Source organism: Bacillus sp. PK3_68 (genome assembly GCF_003600835.1).
In the GTDB taxonomy this organism is placed as follows: domain Bacteria; phylum Bacillota; class Bacilli; order Bacillales; family Domibacillaceae; genus Pseudobacillus.
Window position 1 is genome coordinate 3319918 of sequence record NZ_NQYC01000001.1, and the last position, 16009, is coordinate 3335926.

Sequence of the window (16009 nt, forward strand, 5' to 3'; positions counted from 1 at the left end):
TGGATCTTCATAATGAACTACAGACAGATATTTCTCTCAGACTTTGGTCTGAGAGAAATGATAATAAGGCAGCCGTTTTGAAAAATAATTAAAAGGGAAAACTAGAAATAATGCACAGCGTTAGATAAATTTTGTGTGAGCAAGAAATGAATGATACGAGGGGGAATATATTGGCCCTTTTCGTATTTGAATTAATAAGGGAGATAGAAACAGATGGAGTTTTTTCTTGTCGTATTGTTGCTTCTAGCAGTCATTGGGTTTTCTAATGTATTGAATCATTTTATACCGTTTGTTCCTGTACCACTCGTACAAGTTGCTTTGGGGGCAACGTTTGTAGCTTTTCTGCCCAATCTCCATATACCAATGGAACCCGAACTGTTTTTCGTATTATTTATCGCTCCCTTGCTCTTTAATGACGGAAGAAACGTGCCAAGGGCAGCTTTATGGAAAATGCGCAACCAAATTTTACTGCTTGCCCTCGGGCTTGTATTTGTGACGGTATTTGCTATCGGCGGTTTTATTCATTGGTTAATCCCCTCCATTCCTCTGCCTGCTGCATTTGCCTTAGCTGCTATTTTATCACCGACGGATGTCGTAGCTGTTGGCGCTGTATCGAGCAGAGTCAGCTTGAACAAAAGAATCATGCATCTGCTTGAAGGGGAAGGCCTCATGAATGATGCATCTGGACTGGTTGCTTTCAAATTCGCAGTCGCTGCAACAGTAACGGGTGTTTTTTCGCTGGGAGAAGCCGTTTGGAGTTTTTTAGTTATTGCTATTGGCGGCTTTGCTATCGGAGCGGTCCTTGCTTTTGCTGTTATCCGCGTCAGAGTTTTTATCCGCCGTCTTGGAATGGAAGACGTGACAGTCCACATGCTCATTCAAATTCTCACGCCTTTTCTCATTTATTTAGCTGCAGAACATGTGCATGTTTCGGGCATTTTAGCTGTGGTTGCCGCCGGTATTGTTCATGCGATTGAACGGGACAGAGAGCAATCGCCGGCCGTGCAGCTGCAAGTAGTATCAAAAAGTACCTGGACTGTCATTTTATACATACTGAACGGTCTAGTGTTTGTGCTGCTCGGTTTACAAGTGCCGCTTGTGTTAAATGAAATTTTCCAAAGCCCGTTATTCAATAATGTCAAAGTTATTACATACATTTTCCTGATCGGTTCAGCACTTTTTCTGCTTCGCTTTATCTGGGTCTATTTCTCTTGGTGGGGCGGATGGACACTGCGGAAGCAGCAAGTGGAAAGGCCGTCGCTCAGATCTGTGGGAATTGTTACGATCTCCGGAGTACGAGGAGCTGTAACGCTCGCGGGTGCTTTCACCATCCCGTATACACTGGCCGATGGCAGCCCCTTTCCTGAACGTGCGTTGATTGTTTTTATTGCCGCTGGTGTTATTTTAATGACGCTGACGACAGCGAGTATTGTCTTGCCGATTTTAGCTAAGCCAGTGAGAGAGAAGGGAGAGGAGAATAAAGAAAAGCTGGAAAAGTCGGCGTTTATTCAAACCCAAAAAGCGGCTATCCGTGCCATTCGCGAAGTGATCGATGAGGAAAACCGAGAAGCTGCTTTAGCGGTCATTGCCACCTATAATCGAACGATCAGTGAGCTGATTTTTGAAAGTGATGAAACAGATTCTTCTGAGTGGGAAAAAGAGAAAGCAGATACTCGCCTAAGAGCGCTTGGAGCAGAAGCGCAATACCTTGGCAAACTCATAAAAGAAAAAAGAATAAGCAAGGAAATGGCTTATTTGCTTCAAGAATATATTCATCGGCGGGAAATAGCAGTAATAAACCGTTTGAGGTATAAAATGCTTATTTTCTGGACGTTATTAAGACGGAGTGTTCTCCAGCTTATACAAGTTTTACTGCCTGGCAGTCAGGAGAGAAGAAAGCGCCAAAGAACAAAGTATAAAAAGATGCTCGAGTTAAAAATCGAAATGGTTGAATACGCCGTTGAAGTATTGAAGAACGAAATGAACGCCAACAATAAAAATGTGTCATTTCTTGTGATGGGAGAATATAATCAGCTGCTTGCGAAGCTAAAATTAATAAGGAACAATGGCACCTCTAAAAACTTTACCCGCTTAGGGCGCGAACTTCAGGTGAAAGCCTTTCAGGCAGAAAGAGATGAAGTGCAAAGCTTATATGAAAGAGGAAAGATTACATTAGACATAACAAGAAAAATCCGCCAGCAAATCAATATAAGGGAGACTTACTGGATTGGGGAAAATAATTTAAATGTATGAGAAGAAATGATTCGCTGAAAGCTCATTGTGGTACACTTGAAAAGAGTGAAAACGGATTATAAACAGAGGTGTGCACAAGTGAAAACGGTCTTAGTTATTGGCGGTGGCATTACAGGGCTGTCCGCTATGTATGAATTGCACAAATGGAAACAGCAAACACAATCAGATGTAAGGTTAGTGCTTACAGAAGCAGCTGGTGAGCTCGGCGGAAAGATCCGCACAGTAAAGAGCAACGGATTTATGATGGAAACAGGTGCTGACTCCATCGTCACACGCAAAGCGAGCAGCATGGCCTTTATTGAAGAACTTGGCTTGCAAAATGAAATGGTCTATAATGCGACGGGACGCTCGTTTATTTATACAGATGGAAAGTTAAAACCGATTCCTGCCGATGCCGTATTTGGTATTCCGGCAAGCGTGGAGTCGCTCGCCAAAAGTACACTTGTATCGGCAGAAGGAAAAGTAGAGGCGTTGAAAGATTTTTATATTAGAAATAATACCTTTACAAAAAACGACTCGATCGGCAAGTTTTTGGAGCACTTCTTCGGGAAGGAATTGGTTGAAAAACAGATTGCTCCCGTTCTCTCCGGCGTGTATTCCGGTAATCTCAGCGATTTGACTATTGCTTCTACGCTCCCTTACTTGCTGGATTATAAAGAGAAGTATGGAAGCATTATTAAAGGATTGGAAGCAAATAAGGAAAAGTTTCAAAGCAGCGGGAAAAAGTTTCTTTCTTTTAAAAATGGCTTAGATACATTGATTGAGGCATTTGCAGGCAAGCTTGAGGAAGCGGAAATCCGCAAGAACATGAAGGCCGAGAAAATAAAAAAAATAAAGGATTATTATAAAGTCTCTTTTGCAAATGGTGAAGTGGTTGAAGCCGATTACGTGGTACTCAGCATTCCCCATACAGCTGCGGAAAAGCTATTTAATGACCAGGCGCTTGCTGGAGAATTTTCCCGCTTGAAAACCAGCTCTTTGATTAGTGTATATGCCGGTTTCAACGTGCCTGACAGCTTGCTTCCAGCAGATGGAACAGGTTTTATTACAGCGAATACTCATGAGTTATCATGTAACGCATGCACCTGGACAAGCCGCAAATGGGCGCATACATCAGAAAGCGGCAATCTGCTCGTGCGTTTATTCTATAAAAGCAGTCACCCGGCATTCGCTTCCTTGCAGGAAATGAACGAAGAAGAACTGCTTCAAGTAGCCATAAAAGACATTCATCAAGGGCTTGGCATGGAGCTTGAACCAATTGTGAGTGAAGTAACGAACTGGTCTGATAGTATGCCGAACTATTTAATCACCCATCCACAAACAGTCCAGGCACTTGAGAAGGACTTGGCAGCTTCTTATCCGGGTATTTTGCTGGCTGGCTGTTCTTATTACGGTGTAGGCATCCCAGATTGCATCGAGAATGGAGAAGCTGCGGCAAAAGGGATTATTGATCTTTTTTAAAACGATTATATTTCACCGCATTACCGAAAAAGTGGGTCTCCTAAAGTTTCAGGAGACCCACTTTTTTATTCGTTCACTTTCTTTTAAAGGTAAATCTTCATAGTAGCGCAGATAGATAATTTCACAGTATGAAACAGAAAGCTGCAAGACAGCTTCCATCAGCCCCGACTGTTCGTCTTTTTTTATTACTTGTCCTTCTACATTTTCCACAGAGACAGGAGAATGTATAGTATCCGTGTCCACTGTTTCTACACTACGAGTATGCCAGCTTTTTAAATGATCTTTACAATGATTGATAGCAATTCTCCACAGCCATGTTTTCATTTTTGACTGGTGATGGAAGGTGCGAATGAACTGGTAACATTTAACGAAAATTTCTTGGGTTAGATCTTCGGCAACCGTTTTATTTCTTACGTAGGAATAGACAAGCACCAAAATGTCTTGTCCATACGTGGTCATCACCTGATGAAAGAGTGAATCATAATCATCGGCTTGAAGTGCTTCAACAAATATTTCTTCCACCTCATTTCCCCTCCTAATTATTAGACGAAGCAAAAACACAAAAGGGTTCGGTTAAAAAGAAAAAAGCAGTGTAACAAAAACATTCCATCTTCTATGCGTTAGTTTCTTTGTTAATTATGTTTAAAAAATAAATAATTGGATACAATAAGTACGTAAGATTGATTGTTATTTACATGCTAGGAGGCAACAAAAATGGAACACGGAAAAGTAAAATGGTTTAACAGTGAAAAAGGCTTCGGATTTATTGAAAGAGAAGACGGAGAAGATGTATTCGTTCATTTCTCGGCTATTCAAACTGAGGGATACAAAACTTTAGATGAAGGCCAGGAAGTAACATTTGACGTAGAGGAAGGCCAACGCGGCCTGCAAGCGGCAAATGTAACGCCGGTATAATTCACTGCATACAAAAACAGACTCATGTACATGAGCCTGTTTTTTATTTTGTCAGCTTTCAATTCTGCGAAAACCTAGGTTTTTTAATGCTTCCTGAAGGTTCACACAAGGATTTAGTTCGTTAAAATTAATACCGAGATTGACAATTGTTTGGGCGATCTCTGGACGAATGCCTGTTAAAGTGGCCTTGACTCCTGTTAAATGCAAAGCTCTGATAACTTGGAATAGCTGATCAGCAACCATTGTGTCAATAATGGGAACGCCTGAGACATCAATAATCATGTGAGATAAGTTCATGCGCGCTCCTTCTTCCAGAGCAACTTCCATTACTAATTTAGCCCGATGTGTATCAATGGCTCCCACTAGTGGAATGGCTGCAATTCCTTCTGCAACTGGGACGACGGGAACGGACAATTCTTCGAGTGCTGTATAGGCCATTTTCATAAGTTTATTGCTATGAGCTTCATATACTTCACCAATTATTTTGCAGATCTGATCAAGTAAAGGATCAATCATTTTTGAAACATCGAGCATGGTAATGGCGGCAAACTTTCTTTGCTCCAGCTCTTCTGTGAACACATCCCAAATAACTGTACGGTAAGTAGCTATCTCTCTCAGAATATTACTTAGGGAGATATTATATTGAATAGCAATTTCCGCTGTTTTTCTTCCCAATTTTTCCACTTCTTTAGAAACAAGGTCTCCCTCTTCATATAGAGCTCTTCCAAAACACACGATTAATTTTGATCTATGCTTTCTGCGCTCAGCGAGGGAAGCGGTATTTTTTATTTCAGCTTTGTTATTTTCTTTATTGATAGCTCCTTCTATTCTTTGAGCTAAAGTCAGGTGGTTGTCTACAATTTTCGTCCCTATGTAAAGTAGCTCATCCTTCATATACGATACCTGCCCTTATAATAGTCTTTATCTTATTATAGTCCATTTTTAGCAAACAAACAGAAATACTTCAATTTTAAAAGAAATAGTTTAAGATAGGAGGTAAGTAGCTTTACATACAAAAGAAAATAACAGAGGGGGAGGGGCAGATGGTTATATTATTCGTATTTGTTGTACTCTTGCTGGTTGCAGGCGCATATGGAACTGTTTTTGTTAGCACAAAAGGAGACAAAGAATATAGAAAAGCAACGAAAGGGAATATTGCTCGTTTATCTTGGATCTACGTGGTGGTAATAACACTTTCCCTGGCAGCAGTAGGTATCTACATCACTCTTTAGAAGGGATAGCAAGGAAAATAATCAAGAGGGATCAGTTTCATACTAAAATAGCAAAAGAGCTTTATTTTATTAATGAATATGGAGGGATGAGAGTGAAGGCAGTTGTTCATGCAGAGGTGCCGGGGATTGCAGGAGTTACATACAGGGACATGGAAGAGGATCAGCCAAAGGCCGGGGAAGTCAAAATTAGGTTAAAAACAGCAGGGTTGAATCATCGGGATTTATTTGTTCTCACCCGTCACAAGCCGTCAGATCCTCCTCTGATTGTTGGTTCAGACGGAGCTGGAGTAGTAGAAAAGGTTGGAGAGGGAGTAACGGGAATACAAGTCGGAGATGAAGTAATTGTTAATCCGGGGCTTGGCTGGCGAAAGAACAGTGAGGCGCCTCCAGCCGGGTTTGAAATTATTGGCTTGCCTGATCATGGCACATTTGCGGAGAAAATAGTCATCCCTGCTGAAAATGCAGTACCTAAGCCAGAATATTTGTCGTGGGAAGAAGCGGGTGTTTTGTCATTAGCTGCCCTTACTGCTTATCGTGTGCTGTTTACTAGAGGAAAGGTTACGCCTGGAATGAAAGTATTAATACCAGGAATCGGAAGCGGAGTGGCTACCTTTCTCCTTCAGTTTGCCAAAGCCGCAGGCGCCGTTGTCTATGTCACCTCTCGTTCGAGGGAGAAAGCAGCAAAGGCACTGGAGATGGGGGCAGATAAAGCGATCGACAGCAATGAGGATTGGCAGCAAGCGCTCGGTGATGAAAAAATGGACCTCGTGATCGAATGTGTCGGGGCAGCTACGTTTAATAAGTCGCTCGAACAATTACGGCCGGGTGGAACAATCGTTACATTCGGTGCTTCAGCAGGAGATGAAGTAAACATCAACTTGCGCACTTTCTTTTATGGGCAGTTCAACCTGCTTGGTTCAACCATGGGGAGTGCTGAAGAATTTAGTGAGATGCTGAAGTTTATTGAGTCTTACAAGATAAAGCCGGTTGTCGATACTGTGTATCCGCTCAGTAAATTTAAGCAGGCTTTTAAAAGGATGGAAGAAGCTGAACAGCTAGGGAAAATCGGTTTTTCTATTCACTGATAATACACATAAAAGCCCTCTAGTTTCTCTTGGAGCAGAAGAAACTAGAGGGCTTTTCTCGGTTAGAATGAAAAGGTTATTGCTCTTTGTACTTTTCTATCGCTGTCGCTAAAGCAGGAGAGCATGTATGACGCACGGTGTGAAGCAAGGATTGTATATCTTGAAAAGAGAAAGTTTCTTCACGGCCGTCCTTCCATTTTGTATGACGACGCTCTTCATTAATGGACTGGGTTCCATCTGGCAAAGTACGGGCAATGAGCAGTCGTTTATTAAAGGGAGAATGTGGATGGGTGTGGATGGTCTGCTTCATGTCGGATAGCTTTTCCCATGGCACAACTTCCCAGTCAAAGGCATAACAAACGAACCATTGTCCTTCATCATTGAGGCCTTCCATTGCGATCTCTCCTTTTTCTGTCTTGTGCGTGCGCAGCCTAAACGTACCTGCAGGAGAGACAACTTCTTTACCGTCGAGTGGAAGAGGAGAAAGAGCAAGGCGGTTCCCAAATCCGCTGTCAGCTATATATCTTTCTCCTTCTAAATATAAGAGAACAAGGGCATGAGTGCGGTCAAGTGCCCAGTTATCATCATTATTTTTGATGGTAGCGGCTCCTAACTGTGCTTCAAAACCAAGCTCTTGCAAAAGAAGGAGTAAAAGCGGATTAATTTCATAGCAAAGCCCGCCGCGTTGTCCTCTAACCATCTTATTAGTTAAAAATTCCGCCGTAATATTCTCCTGATCTCCAAGCAATGCATCGACATTTTCAAAAGGAAACCATTCAGCAAACTTTTGCAAAACAAATGATACTCGTTTTACGGGCGGCCAAGTTTCAGTATACCCAGATTCTTTCAGTTTTTTCACTAAATGATCCATATTTATCCCTCCTCATAAGGGCTTTCCTTATGTTGAAGTCAGTATATCAAGCCGAAATTACCAATACAAGAAAAGAGGGCCTGTCCGTATTATTAACTAGACCGAATAGCACGATTCTTATAGTTAGAGAAGGTTTGCCTTGAAAAATATTGGCATATTTAGTTATTCCTTCCCTATTTTTAATATTCTAACTATTGTAATCTACCTCTAGAGGTACAAATAAACTTGGCGGAGGGAAAGAATAATGAAGAAACCGATAGTAAAAATCGCGCTTGCGGCTTCACTAACTTTCAGTGCGTTCGGCACTCAGGCTGTATTGGCTAAGCCCACTAAGACAGAACAGTCCCAACCTTATAAAGTATTTGATCATAAAATCATTCATAAAATTAATGCTGACAATATTTATAAAAATATCGATTATTTAGCGAAAGTGCCCCGTGTAGCCGGCACGAAGGAAGAGTACAATGCTGTTCAATTCATTAAAAAACAATTTAAATCGTATGGATATGATGTGGAAATTCAACCATTTACTTTTATTGGTTACACATCGCCAAGCAGTTTAGAATTGTCTGTAGAAGGCTTCACTGAAAAGTTAAATCCATCCGAATTTACATACACACCAAGCGGTGATGTGACAGGGGAAATAGTTCTTGCTGGATTAGGAAAGAAGGAAGAGCTTGCTGGGGTAGACTTAACGGGTAAAATTGCTCTGATTAAGCGTGGAGAGATTTCCTTCGGTGAAAAAGTATTAAATGCAGCTGCTGCCGGAGCTGCCGGAGTGATTATTTATAATAATGAAGAGGGAGCCTTAAACGGCACGCTTGGTGAAGTGAGCGATCATTATGTGCCGACTGTTGCCTTAACAAAGGCCGAGGGGGAGGCAGTAGCAGCTTACGTACAGAATAAGGCTGCCAGTGCTTCTTTAAAAGTCGAGGGAGCCGTCACTGAAGAGCGGCAGTCCCATAATGTCATTGCGACAAAAAAGCCAACTAATAAAAAGAAGGCTAACAATGATGTAATCGTTGTCGGCGCTCATCATGATTCTGTGGAATTAGCTCCTGGAGCAAACGATGATGCGTCCGGAACAGCCACAACATTAGAGCTTGCCCGTGTATTAAAAAATTTGCCGACTGATACTGAAATCCGCTTCATTACATTTGGTGCAGAGGAACTCGGACTGATTGGTTCTCAATATTATGTGGACAACCTTCCTGAATCTGAATTAAATCGTATCATCGCTAATTTCAATCTCGATATGGTCGGAAGCAGGGATGCCGGTGATCTTGTGATGAATACAGTGGATGGAAAGCCGAATCTCGTAACAGAGCTGGCACAGGCATCGAGTAAACGGTTAAATGGTGTACCAACTCCTTATGCCGAGGGAGGGCGCAGTGATCACGTTCCATTTGGCGAAGCAGGAATCCCAGCAGCGCTATTCATCCACGAGCCAGTTGAGCCATGGTATCATACCCCAGAAGATACCATCGATAAAATCAGTAAGGAAAAGCTTCAGGATGTAGCAGAAATAGTTGGAACAGCTATATACGATAGAGCCCGATTTGATCATATGGGACCTAAAGATAAAAAAGTAAAGGTGAAAAAGGAAAAGAACAAAGAACTGTATCATAATAAATCCATAAAATAATCTTCAGGCTTGCTACTTTTATTAAGTAAAGAACGATTTTCCTTCAAAGGGAAATCGTTCTTTTTATTGTCCAGGCATATGAGAAGACAGAGGAAAGATTCAATGGGTGATTTTTTGTAGGCAGTCATGTGCTCAATTTTAGGAGCAAGCTTTTTATTTATAAAGGCGGGATTGACAGATGGCTGAGTTTTGATTGCCGGAGAGCCGATTTTATAGTGGGCTGCTCTGATTACCGGGCAGTGTGTAAACAGAAGATGAAGAATCCGCGGTAAGCAGACTAGCTTCACTGCGGATTTTTATATTGATAGGTAATTTTATTTAGCGTTTACATATTAGAGAATTCAAAATATATTGACATGTAATCGTTTTATTATTTATAATCTAACAAAGGAATTTCCTTTAAACAGAAAACGATTCCGTTATACGGAAAAACAGGGGGGCCGGTTAAAAAAGTAGAATTTGCTAGTCAATAAGCAGCGCTGGCTTTTTGAAAAATTTTATACCTTGATAGATTAGGGGGTTCGGTTAATGGAAGGGATGCAATCTCACGAACAATTAAACCGTTCTATGAAAAAACGTCATTTATTTATGCTTTCACTTGGAGGAGTTATTGGTACAGGTCTTTTCCTAAATGCTGGTTATACAATTAATCAGGCAGGGGCAGGAGGGGCCATGATAGGGTATTTAGTCGGTGGTGTCATCCTATACATGGTCATGGTCTGCTTAGGCGAACTTGCTGTTCATATGCCTGTTACGGGTTCATTCCAAAAATATGCCGCTAAGTATATTGGTCCTTCCGCTGGTTTTGCTCTTGGATGGATGTACTTTGTAGGATCGGCGGCGACCGCCGGCGTAGAATTTACAGCAGCCGGAATTTTAATGAAACAATGGTTTCCACATGTTCCTGTTTGGATTTGGTGTGCTGTGTTTATCGTTCTATTGTTTACTTTGAATGCGCTCACAACAAAAGGATTTGCTGAGGCAGAATACTGGTTTGCTGGAATAAAAGTTGTCGCGGTTATCGCCTTTATTCTTATTGGAATTGCCGGTATCTTTGGTTTTATTCCTTTGTCGGATCGTCCGGCTCCTTTCTTTAACAATCTCGCACCTTCCGGACTGTTTCCAGCTGGAATTGCCATTGTTTTTGTGACAATGATGAATGTCATTTTTTCTTACCAGGGCTCCGAATTAATTGGGATTGCTGCTGGGGAAAGTGAAGAGCCCGAAAAGAATATTCCGAGGGCTATACGCAATGTGCTTTTCAGAATTATTGTATTTTATATTGCTTCTATCATTATTCTGGCTGCTATATTTCCTTCTTCTGAACTAGGTTTGTTAGAGAGTCCATTTGTTACATTAATGAAGCTGGCGGGAGTTCCATATGCTGCTGGAATCATGAATTTCATTATCTTAACGGCTATTCTGTCTGTTGGAAACTCATGTCTATATGCCTCTACTCGTTTATTATGGGCGATGGCCCATGATGGAATGGCGCCTAAGTTGTTTGGAAAGCTGTCCAAAAGAAAAGTTCCTTTAAATGCTCTTCTTTTTACAATCTCCTTCTCATTGTTATCTTTGCTGACGAGCTTTATTGCTGCTGACACTGTGTTCGTGCTGCTTATGTCGATAGCGGGGATTTCTGTTACGATCTCATGGATGGGCATCGCTTTGTCACAATATATGTTCCGGAGAAGATTTATAAAAGCGGGAGGGAAGAAGGAAGAACTGAAATATAGAGTTCCTCTTTATCCGTTTGTTCCTTTGTTCTGTGTCACGTTCTGTTTCTCTATTCTTGTCTTCCTTGTCTTTGATCCGACTCAGCGAATCGGTGTATTGTACGGCACTGGCTTCTTAGTTGCTTGTGTACTATTTTATAAATTTAAATTGGCAAAAAAAGCAGGAGCCTCGGAAGATTTGGACGAAGATGACCAGGATATTGTCTAACTATTTTAATGATTGATCAAATATAAAAAAGCAATGGATGTATATCGGTTTGAAAAGGCCGATTCATCCATTGCTTTTGATAATTAAAGCCCGCTATATCCTAATTTAGCAGAAATACGTTTACCGGTTTCGATCACATTCTCAATTAGAAAGCCTAGTTTTTCATCTGTCAGGTTAAAGCTGACAAAACCAACACTCACTGCTCCGTGCACTTCTCCGAAATGGTTTAAGATCGGGGCAGCAACAGAGGATGTTCCCTCTGTTCTTTCGCTATGGCTAATGCCATAACCCTTCGTTTTTGTTTCTTTCAACAATTCCCAAAAAGCTGTTCTTTCTTGTTCTGGAAGAAGCGTATCTACAATTTTTTTTGCTTGTTTGTATGGCATGTAAGCAAGCATAACTTTATTAGCGGCTCCTATATTCATCGGGATTCGCAAGCCCAGCTGGTCAAACACACGGATCGTATTTTTTTCACTGTCGATCCGTTCGATGATTAGTGACTCTGTTCCTGCCGGCTGGCTAAGATAGACGCTTTCTTCTACATTTGTCATGAGCCTTTCTAATTCAGGTCTTATTTGGCTAATGTAATCCATTTTGTCATACATGCGCAGGCCGTATTCAAGCCAAATATTGCCTAAACCATATTGTTTAGATTGTTCATCTTGTTGAATTAAGCCGTGCTTAGCCATCGCTTTTAATAAGCGGTGCATGGAACTTACAGGAAGGTCACATTTTTGGGATAGTTCCGTAATAGATAGCCGGTTTTCTGATTCATCAGAAACTAGCACTTGAATAACATTCATCGCACGATCAATTGATTGCATAAACGTATCACCTGTCTTTCGCCACAAAATCATAAAATGAAATTTTCTGAAAAAAATTAAAACATTATTGACAGTATATCATATTAAATTTTATAATTTAAGAAACTTTCCTAACAACGGAATTGATTTCCGTTCAACGGAAAAATAAGGAGGGAGAAAATGACATATTGCTCGTCTATGTATAAACCATTAGAACGTGTAATTGTAAAACACCCTAATGATGCTTTTATTAGCCAGGATCAAATAAACAATGAATGGCAAAAGTTCAACTATGTAGAAGCACCAGATTTTAATGAAGCTCTAAATGAGTATGCAGACTTCATTTCCATACTGGAAAAACATGTTCCCCAGATTGATTATTTACCGACATCCTCAAAAGTTGGAATGGACTCTTTGTATGCGCATGATCCTGTGAAGTTTACAAGCAAAGGAGCCATTATCTTAAAATCTGGAAAGGCATTAAGGCAGCCTGAGGCGGGTGTATATAAAGAATTTCTTAAAGAAAAGAACATCCCGGTTATCGGTGAATTAACCGGCAATGCTGTAGCAGATGGCGGTGACATTGTCTGGCTTGATGACCGGACACTCGCTGTCGGACGTGGTTATCGTACGAACGATGAAGCCATCCGGCAATTAAAAGAAATGACAGCCGACCTTGTAGATGAATTTATCATTGTTCAGCTTCCCCACGATCAGGGAGAGGCAGAATGTCTTCACCTTATGTCTTTCATCAGCATGGTAGATCGCGATTTAGCGGTTGTGCATTCCCGGCTAATGCCAGTTTTTTTCAGGCAGCTTCTGATCGAGCGCGGTATTCAGCTAATTGAAGTGCCAAATGATGAATATATGAACTTAGGATGCAATGTGCTTGCACTAGCTCCGAGAGTATGTGTGATTGCTGCTGGAAACGATTGCACCAAACAGCAGCTGCTTGATGCAGGGGCTACGGTATATGAATACAAAGGAAATGAAATCAGCTATAAAGGCACTGGCGGGCCAACTTGCTTAACTTGTCCAGTTGTTCGTAATTAATAAAGGCTCTTTTTAAAAGAGTATTGTTTGTTAATAAGTTTTGAGAAAGTAAACCGCTAATAAAGAAGTTGATTGGAACGGAGGGAGCGAGACTCCAGGAGGAATAGCGAGACAAATGAGACGCCACAGGCGCACAGCGCCGAGGAGGCTCACCGTCCGCCCTGCTCCAACGGATCAGTCTGGAGCAGAAATCAACCATTCTTTTTTATGAACTGACAACATAGTTTACGAAAATAGCCTTAATAAAAAATCATTGGAGGAATCACTTATGTTTAAAAATGTCATCGTAAAAACACCAGGAAAAAGCTATGTAAATGGATTAACAACATCTGACCTAGGAAAGCCAGATTATGATAAATTACTTGAGCAGCATGCTGCTTATGTAGAAGCTTTGAAAAAGTGCGGCGTGGCCGTTACACACTTGCCAGCAAGTGAAGAGTTTCCAGATTCCACTTTCGTTGAAGATACGGCTGTCTTGACTCCGGAATTTGCTGTTATTTCAAATCCGGGAGCTGATTCAAGAAACGGAGAAATTAAAGAAATGGAGCCGGTTTTAAAAGGATTCTACGACAAGCTTCACTATATTAAAGCTCCAGGGACATTAGATGGAGGAGATGTTCTTCAAGTGGAAGATCATTTCTACGTTGGTATTTCTGAACGTACAAATGAAGAGGGAGCTCGTCAATTTAAAGAAATCATGGAATCGGAAGGCTATAAAGCAACGATTGTTCCATTGGAGAAGTTCTTTCATCTAAAAACAGGGATTGCTTATCTTGGCAATAACTTGATCGTAGCTGCTGGTGAATTTATCGGCCATCCAGACTTTGCCCAATACGACCAGCTTACTGTTTCAGCTGAAGACGAATATTCAGCGAACTGCATCCTTGTAAATGACTATGTCATCATTCCAAAGGGATACGAAGAGACAAAACGCAAAATGAACGAAGCGGGATACAAAACAATCGAATTAGAAATGTCAGAATTCCAAAAGCAAGATGGCGGGTTAAGCTGCTTATCCTTGCGCTTCTAAAGATTACAACAATACTTCCATCAGCAGGGCTAGTCTCTGCTGATGGAAAAACAAACGGGAAAGGTGATTTCAATGAGCCAATTATTATGGGGAACTCCTGAAACTCTTCGGGCGCTGTTATGTGAGCTTGTCAGCTGGGATAGCCGCACCTTCACAGATGGGGAACGAAAATTTGCTTATAATGTTCGAGAAAAATTAAGCGAGCTTGACTACTTTAAAAAGCATCCAGACTATTTATCCCTTCACCCAGCCGATCTTGGCCGACATTTCGTTACGGCATTTTATAGACATCCTGAAGCAAAGGATACAGTTGTGTTAATTAGTCATTTTGACACAGTCCAGACAGAAGAGTATGGCGATCTTGAACCTCTTGCTTTTAGACCGGAAGAACTGACGAAAGAATTGCTTAATCGAAAAAGTAATCTGCCAGAAGGGGCGCGCATTGATCTTGAGTCAGGAAAGTACCTATTCGGACGCGGAACAATGGATATGAAAATGGGGCTCGCCCTTCATATGGCTCTAATCGAAAAAGCAAGCATTGAACAGTGGCCGATTAACCTAGTGCTCTTAACGGTTCCTGATGAGGAAGTAAATTCCTCGGGTATGAGAGCAGCGGTCACAGAGCTCGTAAATATGCGCGATAAGTACGGCATTTCTTATAAGCTATTTTTAAATAGTGAACCGTCTTTCTCACAAAAACCAGGTGATGAGAAACATTATGTTTATTCCGGAACACTAGGGAAAATTATGCCGGCCGCTCTTTTTTACGGGAAAGAGACTCATGTCGGGGAACCGTTAAAAGGAATGACAGCAAACTATATCGCTTCTTTCCTTACACAGATGATGGAATGGAATCCTATTTTTCATGAAAGTGACCTTGGTGAAAATACTCCTTTACCAGTCTCCCTTCAACAAAAAGATTTGAAAACACAATACTCAACACAGACACCTTATCGTGCGGCTGCTCTTTATAATGTCTTTTTAATGAAAAGAACGGCTTCCGAGATTATGGATCTATTTGAAGAAGTGGCACAAAAGGCAGCAAAAAAGTGCAATGAGGCTTACAAAGTGCTTTGTCAGAGTGAACAAATTGATGGAGTTGGCGAAGTTCGAGTATTGCGCTATGAAAAGCTGCTTGCTTATGCCGCAGAAAAGCTGGGCAGCGAGCTTGTTAAGAAAATAAAAGATGAAGTTCAAGAAAACACCGAATGGGATGAACGGGAAAAATCACTGCGAATCGCTGATAAACTGCTAATCCAGTGTCAGGAGCTTGCACCAGCGATTGTTTTGTTGTTTGCCCCTCCATATTACCCGGCTGTTAATACGTCTGGTGACCCACTTGTTATAGAATCTGTTCAGCTAGTAAAGAAAGTGGCGAGCAATTTTGGTGTAGACGTGGAGCAGATTCATTATTTTAATGGGCTTTGTGATCTAAGTTATGTCCACTATCATGATGAAGCCAATGGATGGGAGGCTTTTGAACGCAATACACCCGTTTGGGGAGATATTTACACGATTCCTTTTGCTGATATGCTTCAGCTTCAAGCACCTGTGCTCAATGTAGGACCGTTCGGCAAAGATGCCCATCAGCTTACTGAGCGCCTTCATATCGACAGTGCATTCGTTCATACTCCGGCCATGCTTGATCATTTAATAAAGAGTATGGTAAAAAAAACAGTTGAGATGCGATAGGATGGACCTATCGCATTTACCCAAT

The 16009-nt window shown here is 41.3% G+C and carries 14 protein-coding genes; 10 read left to right on the top strand and 4 right to left on the bottom strand.

What is annotated here, in order from left to right; all coding sequences use genetic code 11:
* Nucleotides 1-213 precede the first annotated feature (213 nt).
* Entirely contained in the window at nucleotides 214-2253 is a 2040-nt protein-coding gene (locus CJ483_RS16745; protein WP_120036257.1) for a Na+/H+ antiporter, read from the top strand.
* A 78-nt stretch (nucleotides 2254-2331) separates the two neighbouring features.
* Nucleotides 2332-3714, top strand: a complete 1383-nt coding sequence (gene hemG / locus CJ483_RS16750) for a protoporphyrinogen oxidase (protein WP_120036258.1) — start codon at nucleotides 2332-2334, stop codon at nucleotides 3712-3714.
* Between the two features lie 48 nt (nucleotides 3715-3762).
* Here the strand turns inward: hemG and CJ483_RS16755 are convergent, their stop codons facing one another.
* Complete coding sequence (locus tag CJ483_RS16755) at nucleotides 3763-4236, bottom strand: sigma-70 family RNA polymerase sigma factor (RefSeq protein ID WP_120036259.1); 474 nt, start codon at nucleotides 4234-4236, stop codon at nucleotides 3763-3765.
* A 192-nt stretch (nucleotides 4237-4428) separates the two neighbouring features.
* On the opposite strand from CJ483_RS16755, the gene CJ483_RS16760 reads away from it, so the two are divergent.
* The gene (locus CJ483_RS16760; protein WP_049660218.1) at nucleotides 4429-4629 is read left to right on the top strand and encodes a cold-shock protein; all 201 of its coding nucleotides are present in this window, start codon (nucleotides 4429-4431) and stop codon (nucleotides 4627-4629) included.
* A gap of 51 nt (nucleotides 4630-4680) precedes the next feature.
* Here CJ483_RS16760 and CJ483_RS16765 read toward each other — a convergent pair whose 3' ends face one another.
* Entirely contained in the window at nucleotides 4681-5523 is an 843-nt protein-coding gene (locus CJ483_RS16765) for an STAS domain-containing protein (protein WP_120036260.1), read from the bottom strand.
* Nucleotides 5524-5672: 149 nt separating this feature from the next.
* On the opposite strand from CJ483_RS16765, the gene CJ483_RS16770 reads away from it, so the two are divergent.
* Nucleotides 5673-5861, top strand: a complete 189-nt coding sequence (locus CJ483_RS16770; RefSeq protein ID WP_120036261.1) for a hypothetical protein — start codon at nucleotides 5673-5675, stop codon at nucleotides 5859-5861.
* A gap of 92 nt (nucleotides 5862-5953) precedes the next feature.
* The gene (locus CJ483_RS16775) at nucleotides 5954-6946 is read left to right on the top strand and encodes a zinc-binding dehydrogenase (protein WP_120036262.1); all 993 of its coding nucleotides are present in this window, start codon (nucleotides 5954-5956) and stop codon (nucleotides 6944-6946) included.
* Nucleotides 6947-7022: 76 nt separating this feature from the next.
* Here CJ483_RS16775 and CJ483_RS16780 read toward each other — a convergent pair whose 3' ends face one another.
* Nucleotides 7023-7817, bottom strand: coding sequence for an arylamine N-acetyltransferase family protein (locus CJ483_RS16780; RefSeq protein WP_120036263.1), 795 nt, complete (start codon nucleotides 7815-7817; stop codon nucleotides 7023-7025).
* A 244-nt stretch (nucleotides 7818-8061) separates the two neighbouring features.
* Here CJ483_RS16780 and CJ483_RS16785 point away from each other — a divergent pair, with 244 nt between their 5' ends.
* Together CJ483_RS16785 and CJ483_RS16790 are read left to right on the top strand one after the other, a co-directional pair.
* Nucleotides 8062-9462, top strand: a complete 1401-nt coding sequence (locus CJ483_RS16785) for a M28 family peptidase (protein ID WP_120036264.1) — start codon at nucleotides 8062-8064, stop codon at nucleotides 9460-9462.
* A gap of 528 nt (nucleotides 9463-9990) precedes the next feature.
* The gene (locus CJ483_RS16790) at nucleotides 9991-11406 is read left to right on the top strand and encodes an amino acid permease (RefSeq protein ID WP_120036265.1); all 1416 of its coding nucleotides are present in this window, start codon (nucleotides 9991-9993) and stop codon (nucleotides 11404-11406) included.
* A gap of 83 nt (nucleotides 11407-11489) precedes the next feature.
* Here CJ483_RS16790 and CJ483_RS16795 read toward each other — a convergent pair whose 3' ends face one another.
* A complete protein-coding gene (locus CJ483_RS16795; RefSeq protein WP_120036266.1) occupies nucleotides 11490-12230 on the bottom strand; it encodes an IclR family transcriptional regulator in 741 nt (246 codons plus the stop codon).
* 159 nt (nucleotides 12231-12389) lie between these two features.
* Between CJ483_RS16795 and CJ483_RS16800 the strand changes: the two genes are divergently transcribed.
* The 3 genes from CJ483_RS16800 (at nucleotide 12390) to CJ483_RS16810 (ending at nucleotide 15984) form a co-directional block, all read left to right on the top strand.
* The gene (locus CJ483_RS16800) at nucleotides 12390-13262 is read left to right on the top strand and encodes a dimethylarginine dimethylaminohydrolase family protein (RefSeq protein WP_120036267.1); all 873 of its coding nucleotides are present in this window, start codon (nucleotides 12390-12392) and stop codon (nucleotides 13260-13262) included.
* 268 nt (nucleotides 13263-13530) lie between these two features.
* Nucleotides 13531-14292 carry a dimethylarginine dimethylaminohydrolase family protein gene (locus CJ483_RS16805; RefSeq protein ID WP_120036268.1) on the top strand — a complete coding sequence of 254 codons (762 nt, stop codon included), beginning with the start codon at nucleotides 13531-13533 and terminating at the stop codon, nucleotides 14290-14292.
* Between the two features lie 72 nt (nucleotides 14293-14364).
* Nucleotides 14365-15984: a M20/M25/M40 family metallo-hydrolase gene (locus tag CJ483_RS16810; protein ID WP_120038114.1), complete on the top strand. Its 1620-nt coding sequence runs from the start codon at nucleotides 14365-14367 to the stop codon at nucleotides 15982-15984.
* Nucleotides 15985-16009: the final 25 nt, after the last annotated feature.

Bases quoted from the DNA above. Each gene is read 5' to 3' on its own strand.
- CJ483_RS16745 (WP_120036257.1), top strand. From the start codon at position 214: ATGGAGTTTTTTCTTGTCGTATTGTTGCTTCTAGCAGTCATTGGGTTT.
- CJ483_RS16760 (WP_049660218.1), top strand. From the start codon at position 4,429: ATGGAACACGGAAAAGTAAAATGGTTTAACAGTGAAAAAGGCTTCGGA.
- CJ483_RS16765 (WP_120036260.1), bottom strand. From the start codon at position 5,523: ATGAAGGATGAGCTACTTTACATAGGGACGAAAATTGTAGACAACCAC.
- CJ483_RS16770 (WP_120036261.1), top strand. From the start codon at position 5,673: ATGGTTATATTATTCGTATTTGTTGTACTCTTGCTGGTTGCAGGCGCA.
- CJ483_RS16780 (WP_120036263.1), bottom strand. From the start codon at position 7,817: ATGGATCATTTAGTGAAAAAACTGAAAGAATCTGGGTATACTGAAACT.
- CJ483_RS16785 (WP_120036264.1), top strand. From the start codon at position 8,062: ATGAAGAAACCGATAGTAAAAATCGCGCTTGCGGCTTCACTAACTTTC.
- CJ483_RS16790 (WP_120036265.1), top strand. From the start codon at position 9,991: ATGGAAGGGATGCAATCTCACGAACAATTAAACCGTTCTATGAAAAAA.
- CJ483_RS16795 (WP_120036266.1), bottom strand. From the start codon at position 12,230: ATGCAATCAATTGATCGTGCGATGAATGTTATTCAAGTGCTAGTTTCT.
- CJ483_RS16800 (WP_120036267.1), top strand. From the start codon at position 12,390: ATGACATATTGCTCGTCTATGTATAAACCATTAGAACGTGTAATTGTA.
- CJ483_RS16805 (WP_120036268.1), top strand. From the start codon at position 13,531: ATGTTTAAAAATGTCATCGTAAAAACACCAGGAAAAAGCTATGTAAAT.
- CJ483_RS16810 (WP_120038114.1), top strand. From the start codon at position 14,365: ATGAGCCAATTATTATGGGGAACTCCTGAAACTCTTCGGGCGCTGTTA.